The organism is Burkholderia lata (assembly GCF_000012945.1).
Classification (GTDB): domain Bacteria; phylum Pseudomonadota; class Gammaproteobacteria; order Burkholderiales; family Burkholderiaceae; genus Burkholderia; species Burkholderia lata.
This window is the reverse complement of record NC_007511.1, coordinates 2,302,745-2,320,773: the sequence shown is the minus strand read 5'-3', so window position 1 is coordinate 2,320,773 and position 18,029 is coordinate 2,302,745. Positions and strand designations below refer to the sequence as shown.

Below are 18,029 nucleotides of genomic sequence, written 5' to 3'. Positions count from 1 at the left end.
TATGCACGACGCCTTCGAATACGGTGCGCGCGGCGCGACGGCCCCCGTCGACGTCAACTTCCGGGTACCGCGCTGCAACGCGTGGCGGGCTGCGACGGCCACGGCGTTCCTCGCATGCGTGCCGACATGCGCCGATGCGCATGCGTGGAATATTCCCTACTTCCTGCCGGTGCCGTTGTGGCTCTATGCGTACGCGGCCACCGGCACGCTCGTGGTGTCCTTCATGATCCTCGCGTTCGCATCGGGCTCGGGATCGGGCGCCCGGGTTCCGGACACACGAGCGCCGACGATCCGATGGCGCGGGGAATGGCGGATACCGGCCGTGGCGCTCGCGGCGGGGCAGGCCGCCAGCCTGGGCTTCGTCGTCCTGCTGATCGTGTCGGGCCTCGCCGGCACCCAGAACCCGTTCGTCAACCTCGGCATGTCGGGATTCTGGCTCTGGTTCTATCTGGGGTCGATCTACGTGAGCGCGGTGTTCGGCGACCTCCATGCGCTCACCAATCCGTTCGCGTTGCTGCTGCGGATCGCGGCGCGCGGCATCCCGTCTATCGACACGGGCCGATATCGCTATCCCCGGGGCCTCGCCTCGTATCCGGCGCTGCTCGCGTACGTTGCCCTTATCGCGCTGGAACTGTTCGGCGCGGCAAGGCCGCGAGACGCAAGCCTGTTTCTCGTCGGCTACGCGGCCAGTGCGCTGGCCGGTTCGTTCTGCTTCGGCCGCGACGTATGGCTCAGGCATTTCGATGCATTCGGCATCCTGTGCGGATTGTGCGGACGACTGTCGCCATTCGAATGGCGCCGCGTGTCGGCGTGCGAAATCGGCGTCAGGCTGAGGAATCCGGTCGCCGCGATGGCAGCGCAACGGCCGCTGGACACCAGCCTGGTGATCTTCCTGTCGTTCATGCTGTCGTCGACGGCCTACGATGGCCTGCGCGATACGGCCGTGTGGAACACCTTCTTCTGGCGCGGCATCTATCCGCTGATCGTCGCGGTGTTTCCGGCGTTGAAAAACGACTATGCGATAGCGGGAGACCTCGTGCTCGCCGGGCAGTGGGCCACCTTTGCCTTGGTCGGGCTGGCCTACCACGGCCTGTTCCGGGGCTTCTGCGCGCTCGGTGCGGCGGGATCGCGTGCGGCGCTGGATGGCAACGCGTTTGCGCGGCAGTTCTGCCTGTTGCTGTTGCCGATCGCGCTGTTCTACAACGTGTGTCACTACTTCACGCTGTTCATCGACCAGGGGCGGCAGATCGTGTCACTGCTGTCCGATCCGCTCGGCATCGGCTGGAACCTGCTGTCGATCGAGCCGGCGCAGGTCGCGCCGACCGCGCTGCTGATCGACGTCGGCTATATCTGGCATGCGCAGGTCCTGCTGATTCTCGCCGGCCATGTGCTGAGCGTGGTCGTCACGCACGCGATCGCCGTCCGTCATCGCGTGCTGGCCGGCACCGTGGTGCTCAATCAATTGCCGTTGCTGGTGCTGACGATCGCGCTGACGATCAGCGGCCTGTGGATCCTGTCGCTGCCGCTCGCGTGAGGTTCGCGGCACGCGGCTTGAGCCCGGACGGCGAGCATCCCCACCGTTTGCGGAACGTTGCCGAGAAGTGGCTCGTGGTCGAAAAGCCGCACGCGAGCGCGGCTTCGGTCACATCGCATCGTCCGCGTTCGATCAGGTCGCGGGCGGCTTGCAGCCGGGTTTCGACGATGTACTGGTGCGGCGTCATCCCGTTGGCTTTCTTGAAGTTCCGGATGAACGAATACAGGTCGCCGGGATAGTCGACCGCTTCGGCGAGCGTCACTAGCGTCAGCGGATCGCGGAAATTGTCGCGGATGTACTCGACGGCCCGACGCATGCCCTGCGCGTGCGTGTATTCGCGGGCCTTGCGCGTCGACTCGAGATACGACATGCGGCCGAGCGCGGCCGCGCCCAGGGATTCGACGTAGGTCGGCCCCGACGGCATCCCCGCGACCGCATCTTCATGGATGCTCCTGATGATCTGCACGAGCAGATCGTCGTTCACGTCGAAGCGGGGCGCGGCGGGGACGGTCGGCGTGCCGGTCAGCAGGCCGGACTTCGACAGCCAGGACACATCGAAGTGAACGGCGAGCCACTCGATGTCGTTCGACCACCGGCTGGAACAGGCGAAGCCGGGCGGCACGTAAGTTAACGGCGTGCGCATCACGTGCGCGGCCCATCCGCCGCCGTCGGTGCGCATCTCGAACCCGGTCGGCGCGCGCAAGTGCAGTGTGAAGACCGGCTCGGTCGTCTCGAGATCGATCAGCTCCGATGCGTTTGCGATGTAGTGATCGATCGCGACGACGCCGCGCGACGGCGTCGCAAGCTGCCGTTTCCAGCCCGCCGGCGGTTGCCAGTTCGACCGGCGTCCGTCGGGGTGTTTCGCACACACGTAGCTCAACGCTGGCCGGTTCTGCATGCCGTTTCCCTTGATGTTGCCTGGACCCGGGCGAAGCGTGCGCTCGCCGTGATGATCCGTCCTGGAGAATCAGCACACTGTAGGGCGTCATGCTTACTCGATGCTTACCTGTCCCGGCTGACGATGAAAAGGGCGGCCCCGCGTGCGGTCGAACGGAACGACCGCACGGCAGGGGCTCACGGGATGCGGAATCGTCCGATGGTTAACGGTTCCGTCAGGCGGCCGGCCGCCTTCAATGCCACTTGCGGATCTGCACCTGCACCTTGCCGTCGCGGATCGGCATGACGTCGGGGCTGTCGTCGCCGACTTCGCTCGCGATCAGGTCGTTCAGGCGGCCGTTCATCGCGAGCAGCAGCTCGCCGTGCTGTTTCCGGTCCATCGCGAGATTGCGCATCTCGCCCGGATCGCTCGCGATATCGAACAGCTCGACGTCGTTGCGCGCGAACAGGTCCTCCATCGTCGTCGGCCGGTTGAATTCGAGCGGCGAGAAATAGCGCGTGAACCGGTAGCGGCCGTCGAACACGCTGCGGATCGTGCCGCGCAACCGGAAATCCGGCTGCTGCGCGAGCGCGCGGCGCAGCAGCTCGTCCTCCGGCACGCCTTTCTGGCGCATCGTGCCCAGTTCCTTCAGCATCCATTCGCTGTCGTAGTAGAGCAGCATCGCGTAGTTGAACAGCGTGGCATCACGCGCCGCGTGCAGCTTCGCCCCGGCCGGCTTCGCGAGCCAGCGCGTGAGGTCGTGCCCCTTGAGTGCGCTGCCGCGGATCGACGCGAGACGCGCGTCGTCGAGACCGGTGAGCCCGAGCAGCGTCGGCGCGATGTCGATGTGCGATGTCAGCGCATCGCACTGCATGCCGCCCGGATACGCGGGATGGCGGATCACGAGCGGCACGTGGTTCTGCGGCTGGTACGCGGTGGCGCCCTTGCCGACGAGCTGGTGCGCGCCGATGTGATCGCCGTGGTCGGCCGTCATCACGACGATCGTGCGTTCGTCGAGGCCGAGCGCCTGCAGCGACTGCAGCAGGCGCACGACGTGCGTGTCGCAGTCGCGCACGCAGTTGAAGTAGTTGTCCTGATAGATGCGCAGGCGTTCGTCGGTGAACGGATAGCGCCCGACGAGGTTCGCATGCGCGGCGTTGAACATCCCGTGCGCGGGCGGCCGTCCCGGTTCGTCGTACGGCTGCCGCCGCGATGCCGCGAGCGGCTTGTCGTGCCACGACGTGCGATACAGCGCGTCGTTCGGCGGCGGCGCGTTGCCGAGCATCGGGTGGTTCGCGTCCTGCACCGTCGAGCCGTTGGTGTCGGTGTTCACGAACATCGCGTCGTGCGGGTTCACCAGATTCACCGCGAGGAACCACGGCTTGCCTTCCTTCGCGAGACGCGGCGCGTGGTTGCGCATCCAGCTCACCGCGGCCTCGGCCGTGATCCCGTCGTACTGGTAGCCGCCGCGCACCATCCCGATCAGGTCGCCCACGCCGAAATAGTCGTCGAAACCGTACGACCGGATCGTGCGGTTGTAGTCGGCCACCGGCGCCGTGTACGGGCTTGCGGTTTCGTGCATCGACGCGCTCAGGTGCCACTTGCCGAGATACGCGGCGTAGTAGCCGGCGTCGCGCAGCATGTGGCCGACGGTGCGCACGTCCGGCGACATGTCCTTCTGCCAGGGCACGCCCGCGTTGTCGAGCACGCCGGTGTGCTGGATGTGCTGCCCCGTGTAGACCGTCGAGCGCGACGGCGAGCACACGCATGCGGCGATCTGGTGATGCATGAACGTGATGCCGTCGCGGCGCAGCGCTTCGCGGCCGGGCACCGGAAACGGCCAGCGGTCGAAGTGGCGTTCCTGGTCGGTCAGGATGAACAGGATGTTGTAGCCGGCGGGCGGCGCGGCGGGCGCGGTCGTCGCGCCGTGGAATGCGGGCACGGGATCGACGCCCGCGCCGGCGGCAACCGGGGCGGCCGGCGGCGTGCTCGCGGCCAGCGCATCGGTGCCGAAGCCGGCCGCCGCGACCGCCGCGCCGGCCAGCTTGAGGAACTGGCGCCGCGGGGTGGGTTCGGCGGCGGCGGGGGTGTCCTGATCGTCTTTCACGTCGGCTGTCTCCTGATCGTGCCGGCTCGTGCCGGGGGTTTTCATGCGGACGACTATGCGGCAGGATCGCGTATCGATCGATGAAAGATCGGGGTCGATTGATAACCTGATGAACATGAATGACGGAGACGCCCGTGACCCACGACCCACGCGGCCCGGCCGGCCGCACGCGGCCGGAGCCGCTCGCGCCGCCCGGCGCGCCGGCCCACGAGCAGCGCATCGCGCAGGCGCTGCGCCGGCTGCGCGTGCGCGACATGGAAACGCTCGACACGCTCGGGCGCACGCGCAGCTTCGCGCGCACGGCCGAGGCTGCGTCGATCACGCAGCCCGCGCTGTCGAAATGGTTGCGCGAGCTCGAGGAGTCGCTCGGCCTGCCGCTGTTCGAACGCACGTCGCGGCGCGTCGCGCCGACCGTCTACGGCGATGCGCTGCTCGAATGCATCGGCCGCGTGCTGATCGACATGCGCGGCGTCGCGCCCGCGTTCGACGCATTGCGTACCGGTACCGGCCGCCCGGTGTCGATCGGCCTGCTGCCGAACATGGCGCCGCAACTGATTCCGGGCGTGCTGGCGTGGCTGCGGGAAGCCGGCCGTCCCGTACAGCTCAACGTGCGCGAGGACACGCTCGACCGGATGCTCGCGCAGGCGCAGCACCGCGAGCTCGACCTGCTCGTGTGCCGGCTCGATGCATCGGCACTGAGCGCGGGGCTCGACGTCGCGCCGCTGTACCGCGACGACATGATCGTCGTGTGCGGGCCGCGCCATCCGCTGCTCAGGCGCGCGCGGATCGGCTGGCGCGACGCGGCCGCGTTCCCGTGGATCGCGCCGCCGCTGGGGGCGCCCGCCCGCACGGCGATGGACGCCGAGTTCGCGAAGGCGGGCCTGTCGCCGCCGTCGGTGCTGATGGAATCGGTGTCATGGCAGACCAACCGCGCGGTGGCCGAGCAGTCGCCTTGCCTGTTCGTGCAGTCGGCCCGCGCGTTCGAGCTGGCCGTGCGCGCAGGGGAGCGCGTCGGCCGGTTGCCGCTGAAGCTGTCGACGATGCCTGAAACGGTCGGCGCGTTATATGCGGCGCCCGCGAGCGTGTCGGTGACGGCCGCGATCGATGCGCTGAAGGCCGTGACGCGCACGGACCCCGGCGCGAACGACTGAGCGCGAACCGAGCCGGTGCGTCGCCACAATCTGACGAATCGATTGCAAACGCGGTGCGTGCGAGCCGCTGCCTTGCCGAAGGCCGTGGCACTGCGCGCAAGTCTTTCGGCGGGCTGACTGGCGGCTGCAATCGCGATGCCGACCACGCGTAACCCCTGATACGCGCGGATGCGCCGCTTGTCATGGATTGGTGTTAAATGTATTTCGGCGCGCGTTGGCACCGCGCGCAATACGGGGCGCACTGGGCATCGGCGTAAACCCGGAGCGAAAAACGGCACGAAGGATCGAAAACGAATCGGGCGCATCAGACCCGATCGGACAGACGGCAGGATTCATCTTGAATACCGAACCGCAAAGTTCTCGTTACAGTCTCGGGCTCGCGGCGGAAGTGCTCGCGTCCGAGCAAAGCGTGCTGAGACTGATCACGCGCAACACACCGCTGCCGGAGCTGTTGGTCGAAGTCTGCCGGCGTGCCGAGGCTTTGCTCGGCGACGGTGCGTCGTGCACGATCCTGCTGCTCGATACCGACGGCGTGCACGTGCACGTCGGCGCTGCGCCGTCGTTGCCCGCGCAGTACAGTGCGGCGATCGAAGGCGCGTCCATCGGGCCCGTGGCCGGCTCGTGCGGCACGGCGATGTACCTGCGCCGGATGGTCGTCGTCGAAGACATCGAAACCGATCCCCTGTGGGCCAACTACCGGGCCGTTGCATTGCCGCTGGGCTTGCGCGCGTGCTGGTCGGTGCCGTTCCTCGACGATAGCGGCGCCGTGCTCGGCGCGTTCGCCGTCTATTACCGCACGCAGCGCCGGCCGGGCGACGAGGAAACCGAACTGTTGCGCGACATCGGCAACAGCGTCGGCCTCGCGGTGCACCAGGACCGGATCGCGCGACAGCTCGCGCGCAGCGAGGAACATCACCGGCTCGTGGTCAACAGCCTGCACGAAGGGATCCTCGTCGTGTCGCGCGACGGCGTCGTGGTCGCGAGCAACCCGAGTGCGAACCGGATGATGCGCGTGAAGGGCGACCTCGTCGGCCGCCGGCTGTCGACGGTGATCCTGCGCAAGCTGCACGAGGACGGCACGCCGATCGCGCCCGACGAATGGCCGAGCCGGCGCGCGCTCGAGACGGCCACGCCGCTGCTCGACTACACGGTCGGCTTCGGCCTGGCGGACGGCGACATCATCTGGGTGCGCGGCAACGCGGTGCCGATCGTGAGGCCGGGCGAGAAGCTGGCCGACTCGGTGATCGTGTCGTTCAACGACATCGGCCCCGTGCGTGAAGCGCAGCAGCAGCTGCGCTACCTGGCGACGCGCGATGCGCTGACCGGCCTCTACAACCGCCGCTGGCTCGGCGACCGCATGCGCGAGCTGTTCGGCGGGCACGACGCGGCCGGCGGGCCCGCGCGCGTCGCGATCCTGTTCATCGATCTCGTCGGCTTCAAGAAGGTCAACGACACGGCCGGCCACGACGCGGGCGATGCGCTGCTGCGCAGCGTCGCCGCGCGGCTCGCGGCCTGCGGGGGCGGCCAGTACGCACTGACGCGCGTCGGCGGCGACGAGTTCGTGATCCTCGTCGACGATTGCGACGATCCCGACCGGCTCGCGGTGCTCGCACGCGAGGTGATCGACGCGATCGCGAAGCCGTTTGCGATCGCGAACAACGAATACTGGCTCGGCGTGTCGATCGGGATCAGCGTCGCGCCGCGCGACGGCGACGATGCCGTCACGCTGATGCGCAACGCCGATTCGGCGATGTATGACGCGAAGCAGCGCGGCCGCAACCACTTCACGTTCTTCACCGCGCAGCTCAACCTGCGGCTGCAGCGCCGCTTCGCGATCGAGCAGTCGCTGCGGCGCGCGCTGTCGTCGGACATGCTGCGGCTCGCATATCAGCCCGTCGTCGACGCGCGCAGCGGCCGCACGGTCGGCGCCGAGGCGTTGCTGCGCTGGACGAGCCCGGAGCTCGGGCCGATGTCGCCGGCGGAGTTCATTCCGGTCGCGGAAGATACGGGGCTGATCGTCGCGATCGGCCAGTGGGTGCTCGAAACCGCGTGCCGGCAGGCGGCCGAATGGCGCCGCACGATCGCGCCCGACCTGATGCTGGCCGTCAACCTGTCGCCGCGGCAGTTCCACGAAGGGCTCGTCGAGTCGGTCGATCGCTGCCTCGCGCAGACGCAGCTCGATCCGTCCGCGCTCGAACTCGAGATTACCGAAGGACTGCTGATGAACGACACGGACACCGTGCTGCCGATGCTCGAGGCGCTCACGGACATGAACGTGCGGATCTCGGTCGACGATTTCGGCACCGGCTATTCGTCGCTCGCGTACCTGAAGCGCTTTCCGTTGCACAACCTGAAGGTCGACCGCTCGTTCGTGTCGGGCGTGCCCGATCATCACGATTCGGTGGCGATCACGCAGGCCGTGGTCGCGATGGCACATTCGCTGGGGATGAAGGTCACGGCCGAAGGCGTCGAGACGCAGGCGCAGTCGTGGTTTTTGCAGCAGATCGGCTGCGACATGCAGCAGGGCTATCTGTTCAGCCGTCCGCTGGACCCGAACGACTACGCGCGCCGGCTCGGCGCCATGTGAGCGCGGGTCGCGGCCGGCGTTCAGTCGACGCGCGGCCCGCCAAAACCGCCGGGGAGCGGCGTGGTCGGCGTCGCATCGATCTCGACGCGGTTCTTGCCTTCGTGCTTCGCGCGATAGAGCGCGCGGTCGGCGGCCTCGATCAGCACGGTCGTCGGCAGGCCGGGTATCGGCACGATGCTCGCGCCGCCGATGCTGATCGTCACGGTGTTGCCCGTCGACGAATGCGCGTGCCGCAGCCGCAGTGCCTCGACCGCGAGGCGGATCTTCTCGCCGAGCAGCCGCGCGGCGCCCGGCGACGTGGCCGGCATCACCACCGCGAATTCCTCGCCGCCGAAACGCGCGGCAAGATCGCCCGACTGGCCGAGACAGCGCTCGATGGTCGCCGCGATCTGCTTGAGCACGCTGTCGCCCGACACGTGGCCGTACGTGTCGTTGTACAGCTTGAAGTTGTCGACATCGATCATCAGCAGCGACAGCTCGCTGCGCTCGCGCGTGCCGCGCCGCCATTCGGCGGCGAGGTATTCGTCGAGATAGCGCCGGTTCGACAGCCCGGTCAGGCCGTCGGAATGCGTGAGGCGCCGCAGCTCGAGATTGGCTTCGAGCAACTGCTGCTGCGATTGCCGCAGCGCGCGATAGGCCTCGTCGCGCTGCAGCAGGTTCATGTACGAGCGCGAGTGGTAGCGCACCCGCGCGACGAGCTCGATGCGGTCGGGCAGCTTCACGAGGTAATCGTTCGCGCCGGCTGCGAACGCGGCGCTCTTGATCACCGGCTCTTCCTGCGTCGACAGCACGATGATCGGCACGTCGCGCGTCGCCGGATTCGTCCGGTACGCTTTCACGAGGCTCAGCCCGTCGGTGCCGGGCATCACGAGGTCCTGCAGGATCACGGTCGGCCGCGTCTCGATCGCGGTGGCCATCGCGTCGTCCGAACGCGGGCAGTAGTGGAAATCGATACCTTCCTCGTCGACGAGCGCGCGCCGCACGGCTTCCGCGACGATCGTCTGGTCATCGACCAGCAGCACCATCGCCGGCACGTCGGCGGGCGGCGTGTAGGGGCCGCCTGGCGGGCGAGTCAGGTCAAGGGTCATGGTCGATGCGGGTTGTTGCGGTTGTTGCAGGGGCAGCCGAGGGTGTTGCGCGTGTTCATCGTCGGGCTCAGATTCTCGCGAGCGCCGCCAGCTCGCCCGCGATGCGCCCGAGCGGCAGGATTGCGCGCGCCGCGCCGAGTGTCGCGGCCGCCTTCGGCATGCCGTACACGGCGCTCGTCGCCTCGTCCTGCGCGATCGTATGGTAGCCCTTCATCCGCAGCGCCTTCAGGCCAATCGCGCCGTCGCGTCCCATCCCCGTGAGCAGCACGCCGATCACGCGGCCGGGCCAGTGCTCGGTGAGGCTGTTGAAGAACACGTCGACCGACGGGCGATACGGCGTGGCGGCCGGCTCGCGCGTGTATTCGAGCGTGCCGGCGCGCGTGATGCGCAGGTGGTCGTCGGTCGCGGCGAGCAGCGCGACGCCCGGCTGCGGGCGGTCGCCTTCGCGCGCGACGCGCACGGCGAGCGGCGTCTGGCCATCGAGCCATTGCGCCATGCCTTCGGCGAACGCGCGGTCGACGTGCTGGACGATCACGATCGGCGCACTGAAATCGGCCGGCAGACCGCCGAGGATCGACGCGAGTGCGCCGGGGCCGCCGGCCGATGCGCCGATCGCGATCAGCGGGCCACCGCCGGCGCGCGCGGCCGTGCCGGCGAGGCGCGTGCCGCCGGGTGCGTCGAGCAGGCGGCCGATCTGGTCGATCTTCGCGAGCAGCAGTTTGGTCGTGTCACCGGCCGCGCCGTCGCCGAGCCGCGGCGTATCGACCGCGTCGAGCGCGCCGGCGCCCATCGCCTCGAACACGCGCCATGCATTCGCGCCGATGCAGCTCGTCACGATCAGGATCGCGCACGGTCGTTCGGATCGCATGATCCGCCGCGTTGCTTCGATCCCGTCGAATTTCGGCATGATCAGGTCCATCAGCACGACATCAGGCGGCTGCGCGGCGCACAGCTCGACGGCTTGCGCGCCGTCGGTCGCGACCCACAGCACGCGGTGCTCGGGCCGGCGCGCGATCGCGCGGCGCATCGCCTCGACGGCAAGCGGGAGGTCGTTGACGATGCCGATGTTCACAAGCGGAATTCTCCGGTCGGTTCGTAATGTTGGAGGTGGGCCGGGTTCATGGAAGGGGCTGCCTGTTCGGCGCCGCCGAGCGGCATCGGCGGCCGGACGGCACGGCATTCTTTTCGGTTGGCGACGCCCGCATGCTGTCATGCGGCGCGGGCGGCGGCAATCGAAAATTTTGCGCATGGTGCCGTTTCAGTGCGTTTCCTCTATGACAGTGCAGCGTTTCAGGCTGGCAACGGGCACGGGCCGCCGAAGCGGACATGTTACCGTGCCGCCTTCGACAAAAAGAATGGCCGCCACGACACATGGGGTACGGAAAGAGAGACCGCGACATCAGCGCCACGTATTGCCGCAGCTATCTGGTGACGCTCGGTGCTGCGTTTGCGGGCGGCAGCGCGTTTTTCCTGTCTGCCGCGCGGGTGGGCAACTGGCCGGGGTGGGGCATCGGGCTGCTCGCGGCGCTGCTGGTCGGCGGCATGCTGCTGCTTGCCATCGGGCTGTTCGGTTCCGAGCGGTTCGCGCGCCGTTGCGCCGAAACGGCGTCGGGGCACGAGGCCGCGCTCATCGTCATGGCGCTGGCCTATCCCGTGTATCTTCTGCTGCGCCTGGTGTACGACAGGCGCTAGCACCGGTGGGTGTGCGACCGGCAGCGTCGCGCAGCACTTTTTCCAGCAGACGGAGAATCACGACAGATGGCTTTCACGGACGGCGCATGGCAGGCAGTCAGGACGGGTGCGGGCAACCGCATGGCGAGCGCAAGGCACGCGCGATGACTGCGCCCGACACGATACTCGTCAGCCGCGACCCGTACGCGCCGATCGTGACCGAGCACGACGGCCGGTTGATGTACCGGATATACATCGAGAGCGGGCACGCGTCGTTCTACCGCGATTTTCCGGTCGATCCGGACGCGGTGCGCGTGCTGCGCGACGACGCCGAGCGCTTTTACTTCCTGTTCGCGGCGCTCCACCATCCGTACCAGCTGAGCGCAACGAACCTGTCCGACGCGGAACGCGAACGCACCTTTCGCACGATCCTGTTTGCGGGCCGCGACGAAGTCGAAGCCTTCATGACGGAACTCGACCGCGCCAGCAACGGCGCGGTCGCGAACCTGCTTAGGATCTTCACGCAGGCCGACTACCGGCAACTGCGCGCGGGCCGGTGGTTCGACATGGGTGCCGGGACACCGGCCGCGTAGCGCCCGCGCCAGCCCGTCATCCGCTTCAACGGGGGCGGGCGCGCCGTCAGTGGCTGCGCGCGTAGCCCTGGATCAGCGCGCGCATCATCCCTTCGACCGTCGCGTCGAGCAGGTCGGTTTCCTGCTCGGACTCCTCGACGAGCGCGGCATACGCGGTCGCGAGCGTCACGCGATCGACCTCATGGCGTTGCTCCATCAGCGTCACCATCCCGTCCTTCGCCAGATGAGCGGAGAACGCGCGGCTGCCGATGGTCTGGAATACGTCAATCATGGCGGCTCTCCCGTCCGTTGCCGATGTTTTCCAGTTTAGTCGGCGCACCGGGGCTTCGCCACGCGCGGCGGCCCGTCGCGCGCCGCCCCCGGGAGCGGGGACGCGCGTGCCGCGACCTGCGCATCCGCGCGGGCATGCCGACCACTGATCCGCCACCGATTCCTCGGATGAAACACTGCCGACACATGGCCCGGGCACGGTATTCGCACGCTTCAACGTTTACCCGAAGCAGCAAATTGTCGACTATTTGTCGATAAAGTCTCGTGTTAGATTGCGCCGACTGAATCCGGTCGAAACCGGGCAGGCGGCGCGTTGCCAGGCGCCGTGCATTCGACACAAGGAGGAGCAATGCTGGTGCTGATTGGGGTGCCGATCGTCGTGATCGGCTTTGCGCTGCGCTTCAATGCGCTGCTGGTGGTCACGATCGCGGGGCTCGCGACGGGGCTGGCGGGCGGGCTGAATCTCGTCGACATCATCAGCGCGTTCGGCAAGGCGTTCACCGAAAACCGCTACATGGGGCTCATCTGGCTGACGCTGCCGGTGATCGCGCTGCTTGAGCGCAACGGGCTCAAGGAGCAGGCGAAGCGGATGATCTCGCGCGTGCAGGCGGCCACCACGGGCCGCGTGCTGATGCTGTACTTCGTGCTGCGCCAGGCGACGGCCGCGCTCGGCCTCACGTCGCTCGGCGGCCATGCGCAGATGGTGCGGCCGCTGATCGCGCCGATGGCCGAGGCTGCTGCCGTCAACCGGCACGGCGAACTGCCCGAATCGGTGCGCCAGCAGATCCGCGCGCATGCATCGGGCGCCGACAACGTCGCCGTGTTCTTCGGCGAGGACATCTTCATCGCGATCCAGTCGATCCTGCTGATCAAGGGCTTTCTCGAGCAGAACGGGATCTCCATCGAGCCGCTGCACCTGTCGGTGTGGGCGATCCCGACCGCGATCGCCGCACTCCTGATCCACTGCACGCGTCTCGCGCTGCTCGACCGCCGGCTGGCGCGCGGCTTCGGCCTGCTGCCGCAAGAGGGCGCGCGATGATCGGCCTCGAATCGCTGTACACGCTCGCGGGGCTGATGTTCGCCGCATTCGCGTTCTTCAACCTGACCGACCGCACGAACCCGCGCCGCATCGTCAATTTCGCGTTCTGGGCGATCTACGCGGTCACGTTCCTGCTCGGCGGGTTGCTGCCGCATTTCGTGACGGGCTGCCTCGCGATCGCGCTCGCGGTGATCGCCGGCTCGGGCAAGCTCGGGCGCGGCAAGTCCGACGAAGCCGGGGAAGCCGCGGCCGTGCGGCGCGAGACGCTCGCGCAGCGCTTCGGCAACAAGCTGTTCCTGCCCGCGCTGCTGATTCCGGTCGTCACGCTGATCGGTACCTTCGCGTTGAAGCTGGTGCCGTTCGTCGACCAGAAGAGCGTGACGCTGATCTCGCTCGTGCTCGGCACGCTCGTCGCGTTCGCCGTCGCGCTCGCGATGCTGCGCGATTCGCCCGTGCATGCGGTGAAGGAGGCACGCCACACGATGGACGCGGTCGGCTGGGCCGCGATCCTGCCGCAGATGCTCGCGGCGCTCGGCGCGCTGTTCGCGGTCGCGGGCGTCGGCAGCGTGGTGTCGGGGCTCGTGAAGGAGTGGGTGCCGATCGATTCGGCGTTCGCGGTGGTCGCGGCCTATACGGTCGGCATGGCGCTGTTCACGATGATCATGGGAAACGGCTTCGCCGCGTTCCCCGTGATGACGGCCGGCATCGGCCTGCCGCTGATCGTCCACCAGTTCCACGGCAACCCGGCGATCATGGGCGCGATCGGGATGCTGAGCGGCTTCTGCGGTACGCTGATGACGCCGATGGCCGCGAACTTCAACATCGTGCCCGCGGCGCTGCTCGAATTGAAGGACAAGAATGGCGTGATCAAGGCGCAGTGGCCGACAGCCGTGCTGCTGCTCGCCGTGAACACGCTGCTGATGTATGTGTTCGTATTCCGCTTCTGACTCGATGGACGAGATGCCCATGACCGACCGACTCACGCCCGAACTCGCCTCGAAATTCGCGTCGCTCGCGCTCGCGCACCTGACCCGCGAATATCCGAACAAGCTCACGCATTCGCTCGAAGGTCCGCACGACGTGCAGGGGCCGCGCGCACTTCACCCGATCTTCTACGGCAGCTACGACTGGCACTCGTGCGTGCACGGCTACTGGCTCGTGCTGCGCGTGCTCGAACGCTACCCGGCATTGCCGGAGGCCGAACGCATCGTCGCGATCGTCGATGCGCACTTCACCGAGGCGAATGTCGCCGGCGAGCGTGCGTATCTCGCGCTGCCGCACAACGCAGGCTTCGAGCGTCCGTACGGCTGGGCGTGGCTGCTCGCGCTGTCGGCGCAACTGGAGCGGCTCGCGCTGAAGGGGGCGATGCCGCAGGCCGCGCGCTGGGCGAAGACGATGGCGCCGCTGACCGACCTGTTCGTGTCGCGCTTCGAGACCTTCCTGCCGAAAGCGACCTATCCGCTGCGGGTCGGCACGCACTTCAACACCGCGTTCGCGCTTGCGCTCACGCTCGATTTCGCACGCGATACGCAGCGCGACGGGCTCGCGGCGCTGATCGTCGATACCGCGAAGCGCTGGCACCTGAACGATGTCGCGTGCCAGGCGTGGGAGCCGTCGGGCGACGAATTCCTGTCGCCCGCGCTGATGGAGGCGGAGCTGATGCGGCGCGTGCTGCCGGCCGCCGAATTCGACGGCTGGTTCGCACGCTTCCTGCCCGATCTCGCGCGCGGCGAGCCGGCGACGCTGTTCGAGCCGGCGACGGTCAGCGATCGCAGCGACGGCAAGATCGCGCACCTCGACGGGTTGAACCTGAGCCGTGCGTGGTGCCAGCGCGCGCTTGCCGGCGCACTGCCGGAAGACGATGCGCGCCGCGCGAAGCTGCTCGAGGCGGCCGACCGGCATCTTGCGAGCGCACTCGCGCACGTGGCCGGCGATTACATGGGCGAGCACTGGCTCGCGACGTTCGCGTTGCTGGCGCTGGAGGCGTAGCGCGCCGGAAGGGGGCGGCCCCGCGGTTCAGGCCCTGGGCTGCACGATCGCGTTGGCGCCCGGGGCCTGCAGCGACGCGTCAAGCTTGTCCAGCATCTGCCGCCAGCCGATCGATACGCCCTTCGGCGCGAGTTCGGACGGCACGCGCTCGTGCGTCAGCACGAGCTCGCACAGGCCGTCGCGGTCGAACAGATCGACCGTGACGAGCGTTTCCTGCTGGTTCATGTACGACGACTGCCACGTGAATACCAGCTTCGACGGGCGGTCCAGCACCCGGTATTCGCCGGAGTGCGCGTATTCGATGCGCGACGAGCGCATGAAGATGTGAAAGCGTCCGCCGACGCGCGGTTCCAGCATCGCGTCGCAATGCTTCATCGTGCCCGGCAGCATCCACGCGCACAGGCCCTCCGCGTCGAGCCACGCGTCGAATACCTCGTCGCGCGACGCATGGAGCAGCTTGCGGACCGTGATCGCATGACTGCTCATGACCGGGGCGGCTTCTGTTTGCGCCTGGCCGCGAGATGCCGGTCGAGCGCGTCAAGCCGCTCGCTCCAGAACGCCGTGTAATGGTCGAGCCAGCGCTGTACTTCCTCGAGATTCGCTGCGTCGAGCTGGCACGTGTGCTCGCGCCCCCGGATTTCGCGGCGGATCAGCCCCGCTTTCTCGAGCGTCTTGACGTGCTTGGAGATCGCATTGAGGCTCACGTCGTAGGGCGCCGCCAGCTCGCCCACGGTCAGGCTGCCGTCGCGCAGCCGTCCGAGTATCGACCGCCGGGTCGGATCGGCAAGCGCGCTGAAGATGGCGTCCAGCCTGTCGGGCGAACGATCGTTTGGATTCATGGAGAGACTCATGGCGGAATTATATTCAACCATAAGGTTGACAATCAACCTTTGGGTTGAATAACATCGGATCGCCTTCAACCGGAGAATTCCGATGTTCAAGTTATTGCAGATCGATTCGAGCCCGATGGGCGATGCGTCCATTTCGCGTCGACTGACGCAGGAGTATGCGCGCAACTGGCTGCGTGCGCATCCCGACGGGCGGGTCGTGGAGCGTGATCTGTGTCGCATTGCGATGCCGCCGATCGACGCGGCGTGGATCGCGGCGAACTTCACGCCGCCGGACAGGCGGACCGCGCAGCAGAACGAGATGCTGGCCTTGTCGACGACGTTCACGACCGAGTTGCGCGATGCCGACGAATACGTGATCGGCGTGCCGATGCACAACTGGGGGCCGTCCGCGCATTTCAAGCTCTGGCTGGACCATATCGTCAGGCAGGGGGAGACCGTTGAAACGACGCCGTCCGGGCCGCGCGGGTTGCTCGGCGGGCGACGCGCGACCTTCGTGATCGCGGCGGGATGGCGGTACGGGCCGGATGCGGAGCGGGCGCAACGCAATTTCCTCGAACCCTGGCTGCGGACGCTGTTCGGTTTTCTGGGCGTCGAGGACATGCGTTTCGTGATGGCGGACGGTGCCGCGGATGTGTTCACCGGCAAGGCCGATAGCGCGGTGTTTCTCGCGCCCCACGTCGACGCGGTGCGCGCGTTGTTCGCCTAGGTTGAACGGCATTTCGCGAATACGCGCGCTCACGTGGCCCGCGACTGGATGGGCGGGCGCTGGCTTGTTGTGACGTTCGCATTGCTCGCGCTGGACGCGTCGCGCGCGAAACCCCGCCGGCGGCAAGGTCTTCGGGGCGCGGCTATACTCGCCGCTCGGGTTGCATCGCGCCGCATGCGTTGCGCGATGCGGCCATCCGTTTCCTTGCCGCCTCGCCATGGACAAGCTCATTTCCTACGTCGCTGCGATCCACGGACTCTCGGGCCCGGTGTCGATCGTGTCGCACACGACGTCGCACGACCGCTGGACCGACGACGACGTTGAGGTCACGCGCGACGAAACCGAATACCGCTTCGACAACGGCGCGATCGTGCGCCGCTCGGTCGAGCAGGACCGCGCACCGTCCGATCTGCTGTGCGCGGAATGCTGGATCGACTACGACGTGCTCCGCCATCCGGATGCGCAACCGATCGGCCCGACGCGGATAACGTTCGACAACGCCTGTCGCGAAACCTTCTGGTTGCGTTATCACCTTGCGTGACTGCGTGACTGCGTGACTGCGTGACTGCGTGACTGCGTGACTGCGTGACTGCGTGACTGCGTGACTGCATGACTGCATGACTGCATGACCGCATGACCGCATGACCGCATGACCGCATGACCGCGCGCAGCCGCGTCAACCCGGCGTCACGCCATCTGCCGCATGCAGCAGCGGCGCCAACCGCGTCGCCGCTTCCCGCATCTTCGGCACGTTCTCCAGCAAGTCGTTGAGCGTCGCGCGCGCGGTCGGCGCGTGCACGGCGAGCGCCGCGAGCACGCGGCCGCTTGCGGCATCCTTCACCGGCACGGCAACCGCCACCATCCCGCGCACGAATTCCTCGTTGTCGATCCCGACGCCGCGCGCGGCGAGCCGGTCGAGCTCGGCCGCGAGCAACTGCGCATCGGTCAGCGTCCGGTAGGTCATCTTCTTCAGCGTGAGCCGCGCGAGCATCACGTTGCGCTCCAGCGCATTCATCTGCGACAGGAACAGCTTGCCGCTTGCCGTGCAATGCAGCGGCACGCGCATGCCGGGCCGCATTTCGAGCCGCAGCGGCTCGGTCGTCTCGACGCGTTCGACGTACAGCACCGTGTCGCCGTCGAGCGCGGTGAGGTTGCAGGTTTCGCCGAGCACGTCGACGAGCGCACGCAGCACCGACCGGCAGCCGCGCGTGAACGTGTTGTTCGACAGGGCCGCGAGCGCGAACTGCGCGGCGCGCGGGCCGAGCGCGATGCCGCGGTCGTGGCCGCGCGAGTCGGGCATGTGGATCACGTAGCCGCGCGTTTCGAGCGATTCGATCAGCCGCAGCAGCGTCGCTTTCGGGATATGCAGCCGCGCGGCGAGCTGCGACAGCGTGACCGGCTGGCCGGCCGACGCGAGCGCTTCGAGCACCGCGAGGGCGCGCAGGACGCGCGCGTCGTCGGCGGGCGCGCCATCGGGCGGCGCGGGGGCGGTTTCGCGCATGTGTCTCCTCCGTCGGGATCGGCGTGCGTCCCGGGATGGTGTGTGCGAGGGAAATGAAACGAATT

The 18,029-nt window shown here is 67.8% G+C and carries 18 protein-coding genes; 10 read left to right on the top strand and 8 right to left on the bottom strand.

All coding sequences use genetic code 11. The features are described from left to right. Position 1 precedes the first annotated feature (1 nt). A complete protein-coding gene (locus BCEP18194_RS32865; RefSeq protein WP_244272998.1) occupies positions 2-1,534 on the top strand; it encodes a hypothetical protein in 1,533 nt (510 codons plus the stop codon). Here BCEP18194_RS32865 and BCEP18194_RS32860 read toward each other — a convergent pair. Continuing rightward, on the bottom strand, positions 1,497-2,432 hold the full coding sequence (locus BCEP18194_RS32860; protein WP_011355619.1) for an AraC family transcriptional regulator: 936 nt from the start codon (positions 2,430-2,432) through the stop codon (positions 1,497-1,499). The genes BCEP18194_RS32865 and BCEP18194_RS32860 overlap by 38 nt on opposite strands. A gap of 232 nt (positions 2,433-2,664) precedes the next feature. Then, a complete protein-coding gene (locus BCEP18194_RS32855) occupies positions 2,665-4,518 on the bottom strand; it encodes a sulfatase-like hydrolase/transferase (RefSeq protein WP_041493612.1) in 1,854 nt (617 codons plus the stop codon). Between the two features lie 134 nt (positions 4,519-4,652). On the opposite strand from BCEP18194_RS32855, the gene BCEP18194_RS32850 reads away from it, so the two are divergent. Further along, positions 4,653-5,669, top strand: coding sequence for a LysR substrate-binding domain-containing protein (locus BCEP18194_RS32850; RefSeq protein WP_041493611.1), 1,017 nt, complete (start codon positions 4,653-4,655; stop codon positions 5,667-5,669). Between the two features lie 337 nt (positions 5,670-6,006). Next, the gene (locus BCEP18194_RS32845; protein ID WP_011355616.1) at positions 6,007-8,256 is read left to right on the top strand and encodes a putative bifunctional diguanylate cyclase/phosphodiesterase; all 2,250 of its coding nucleotides are present in this window, start codon (positions 6,007-6,009) and stop codon (positions 8,254-8,256) included. A 20-nt stretch (positions 8,257-8,276) separates the two neighbouring features. Here BCEP18194_RS32845 and BCEP18194_RS32840 read toward each other — a convergent pair whose 3' ends face one another. Further along, positions 8,277-9,344: a response regulator gene (locus tag BCEP18194_RS32840; RefSeq protein ID WP_011355615.1), complete on the bottom strand. Its 1,068-nt coding sequence runs from the start codon at positions 9,342-9,344 to the stop codon at positions 8,277-8,279. 67 nt (positions 9,345-9,411) lie between these two features. After that, entirely contained in the window at positions 9,412-10,416 is a 1,005-nt protein-coding gene (locus tag BCEP18194_RS32835; RefSeq protein WP_011355614.1) for a chemotaxis response regulator protein-glutamate methylesterase, read from the bottom strand. Between the two features lie 299 nt (positions 10,417-10,715). Between BCEP18194_RS32835 and BCEP18194_RS32830 the strand changes: the two genes are divergently transcribed. Both BCEP18194_RS32830 and BCEP18194_RS32825 read left to right on the top strand, forming a co-directional pair. Next, complete coding sequence (locus tag BCEP18194_RS32830; protein ID WP_041493337.1) at positions 10,716-11,036, top strand: hypothetical protein; 321 nt, start codon at positions 10,716-10,718, stop codon at positions 11,034-11,036. Positions 11,037-11,179: 143 nt separating this feature from the next. After that, complete coding sequence (locus BCEP18194_RS32825) at positions 11,180-11,608, top strand: hypothetical protein (protein WP_041493610.1); 429 nt, start codon at positions 11,180-11,182, stop codon at positions 11,606-11,608. Positions 11,609-11,654: 46 nt separating this feature from the next. On the opposite strand, the gene BCEP18194_RS32820 is transcribed toward BCEP18194_RS32825, so the two are convergent. After that, complete coding sequence (locus tag BCEP18194_RS32820) at positions 11,655-11,879, bottom strand: hypothetical protein (RefSeq protein ID WP_011355611.1); 225 nt, start codon at positions 11,877-11,879, stop codon at positions 11,655-11,657. 348 nt (positions 11,880-12,227) lie between these two features. Here BCEP18194_RS32820 and BCEP18194_RS32815 point away from each other — a divergent pair, with 348 nt between their 5' ends. Genes BCEP18194_RS32815 through BCEP18194_RS32805 form a run of 3 tightly spaced genes read left to right on the top strand, consistent with a single transcriptional unit; the run spans position 12,228 to position 14,906 of the window. Then, positions 12,228-12,917 (top strand): DUF969 domain-containing protein, encoded by a 690-nt coding sequence (locus BCEP18194_RS32815; RefSeq protein ID WP_011355610.1) that lies wholly within the window; start codon positions 12,228-12,230, stop codon positions 12,915-12,917. Further along, entirely contained in the window at positions 12,914-13,864 is a 951-nt protein-coding gene (locus BCEP18194_RS32810) for a DUF979 domain-containing protein (RefSeq protein ID WP_011355609.1), read from the top strand. Before BCEP18194_RS32815 ends, BCEP18194_RS32810 begins: the two co-directional genes overlap by 4 nt. 19 nt (positions 13,865-13,883) lie before the next feature. After that, complete coding sequence (locus BCEP18194_RS32805) at positions 13,884-14,906, top strand: DUF2891 domain-containing protein (RefSeq protein WP_041493609.1); 1,023 nt, start codon at positions 13,884-13,886, stop codon at positions 14,904-14,906. A gap of 27 nt (positions 14,907-14,933) precedes the next feature. On the opposite strand, the gene BCEP18194_RS32800 is transcribed toward BCEP18194_RS32805, so the two are convergent. Further along, positions 14,934-15,392 carry an SRPBCC family protein gene (locus tag BCEP18194_RS32800; protein ID WP_011355607.1) on the bottom strand — a complete coding sequence of 153 codons (459 nt, stop codon included), beginning with the start codon at positions 15,390-15,392 and terminating at the stop codon, positions 14,934-14,936. Continuing rightward, positions 15,389-15,757: an ArsR/SmtB family transcription factor gene (locus BCEP18194_RS32795; RefSeq protein ID WP_244272997.1), complete on the bottom strand. Its 369-nt coding sequence runs from the start codon at positions 15,755-15,757 to the stop codon at positions 15,389-15,391. The genes BCEP18194_RS32800 and BCEP18194_RS32795 overlap by 4 nt, the downstream gene beginning before the upstream one ends. Positions 15,758-15,839: 82 nt before the next feature. Here BCEP18194_RS32795 and BCEP18194_RS32790 point away from each other — a divergent pair, with 82 nt between their 5' ends. Together BCEP18194_RS32790 and BCEP18194_RS32785 are read left to right on the top strand one after the other, a co-directional pair. Further along, positions 15,840-16,463, top strand: coding sequence for an FMN-dependent NADH-azoreductase (locus BCEP18194_RS32790; protein WP_011355605.1), 624 nt, complete (start codon positions 15,840-15,842; stop codon positions 16,461-16,463). 217 nt (positions 16,464-16,680) lie between these two features. After that, the gene (locus BCEP18194_RS32785) at positions 16,681-17,004 is read left to right on the top strand and encodes a hypothetical protein (RefSeq protein ID WP_011355604.1); all 324 of its coding nucleotides are present in this window, start codon (positions 16,681-16,683) and stop codon (positions 17,002-17,004) included. Between the two features lie 135 nt (positions 17,005-17,139). Here the strand turns inward: BCEP18194_RS32785 and BCEP18194_RS32780 are convergent, their stop codons facing one another. Further along, positions 17,140-17,964: an IclR family transcriptional regulator gene (locus BCEP18194_RS32780; protein WP_011355603.1), complete on the bottom strand. Its 825-nt coding sequence runs from the start codon at positions 17,962-17,964 to the stop codon at positions 17,140-17,142. Positions 17,965-18,029 lie beyond the last annotated feature (65 nt).

Bases quoted from the DNA above. Each gene is read 5' to 3' on its own strand.
- BCEP18194_RS32810 (WP_011355609.1), top strand. From the start codon at position 12,914: ATGATCGGCCTCGAATCGCTGTACACGCTCGCGGGGCTGATGTTCGCC.
- BCEP18194_RS32825 (WP_041493610.1), top strand. From the start codon at position 11,180: ATGACTGCGCCCGACACGATACTCGTCAGCCGCGACCCGTACGCGCCG.
- BCEP18194_RS32820 (WP_011355611.1), bottom strand. From the start codon at position 11,879: ATGATTGACGTATTCCAGACCATCGGCAGCCGCGCGTTCTCCGCTCAT.
- BCEP18194_RS32800 (WP_011355607.1), bottom strand. From the start codon at position 15,392: ATGAGCAGTCATGCGATCACGGTCCGCAAGCTGCTCCATGCGTCGCGC.
- BCEP18194_RS32795 (WP_244272997.1), bottom strand. From the start codon at position 15,757: ATGAGTCTCTCCATGAATCCAAACGATCGTTCGCCCGACAGGCTGGAC.
- BCEP18194_RS32815 (WP_011355610.1), top strand. From the start codon at position 12,228: ATGCTGGTGCTGATTGGGGTGCCGATCGTCGTGATCGGCTTTGCGCTG.
- BCEP18194_RS32790 (WP_011355605.1), top strand. From the start codon at position 15,840: ATGTTCAAGTTATTGCAGATCGATTCGAGCCCGATGGGCGATGCGTCC.
- BCEP18194_RS32860 (WP_011355619.1), bottom strand. From the start codon at position 2,432: ATGCAGAACCGGCCAGCGTTGAGCTACGTGTGTGCGAAACACCCCGAC.
- BCEP18194_RS32785 (WP_011355604.1), top strand. From the start codon at position 16,681: ATGGACAAGCTCATTTCCTACGTCGCTGCGATCCACGGACTCTCGGGC.
- BCEP18194_RS32805 (WP_041493609.1), top strand. From the start codon at position 13,884: ATGACCGACCGACTCACGCCCGAACTCGCCTCGAAATTCGCGTCGCTC.
- BCEP18194_RS32780 (WP_011355603.1), bottom strand. From the start codon at position 17,964: ATGCGCGAAACCGCCCCCGCGCCGCCCGATGGCGCGCCCGCCGACGAC.
- BCEP18194_RS32840 (WP_011355615.1), bottom strand. From the start codon at position 9,344: ATGACCCTTGACCTGACTCGCCCGCCAGGCGGCCCCTACACGCCGCCC.
- BCEP18194_RS32865 (WP_244272998.1), top strand. From the start codon at position 2: ATGCACGACGCCTTCGAATACGGTGCGCGCGGCGCGACGGCCCCCGTC.
- BCEP18194_RS32830 (WP_041493337.1), top strand. From the start codon at position 10,716: ATGGGGTACGGAAAGAGAGACCGCGACATCAGCGCCACGTATTGCCGC.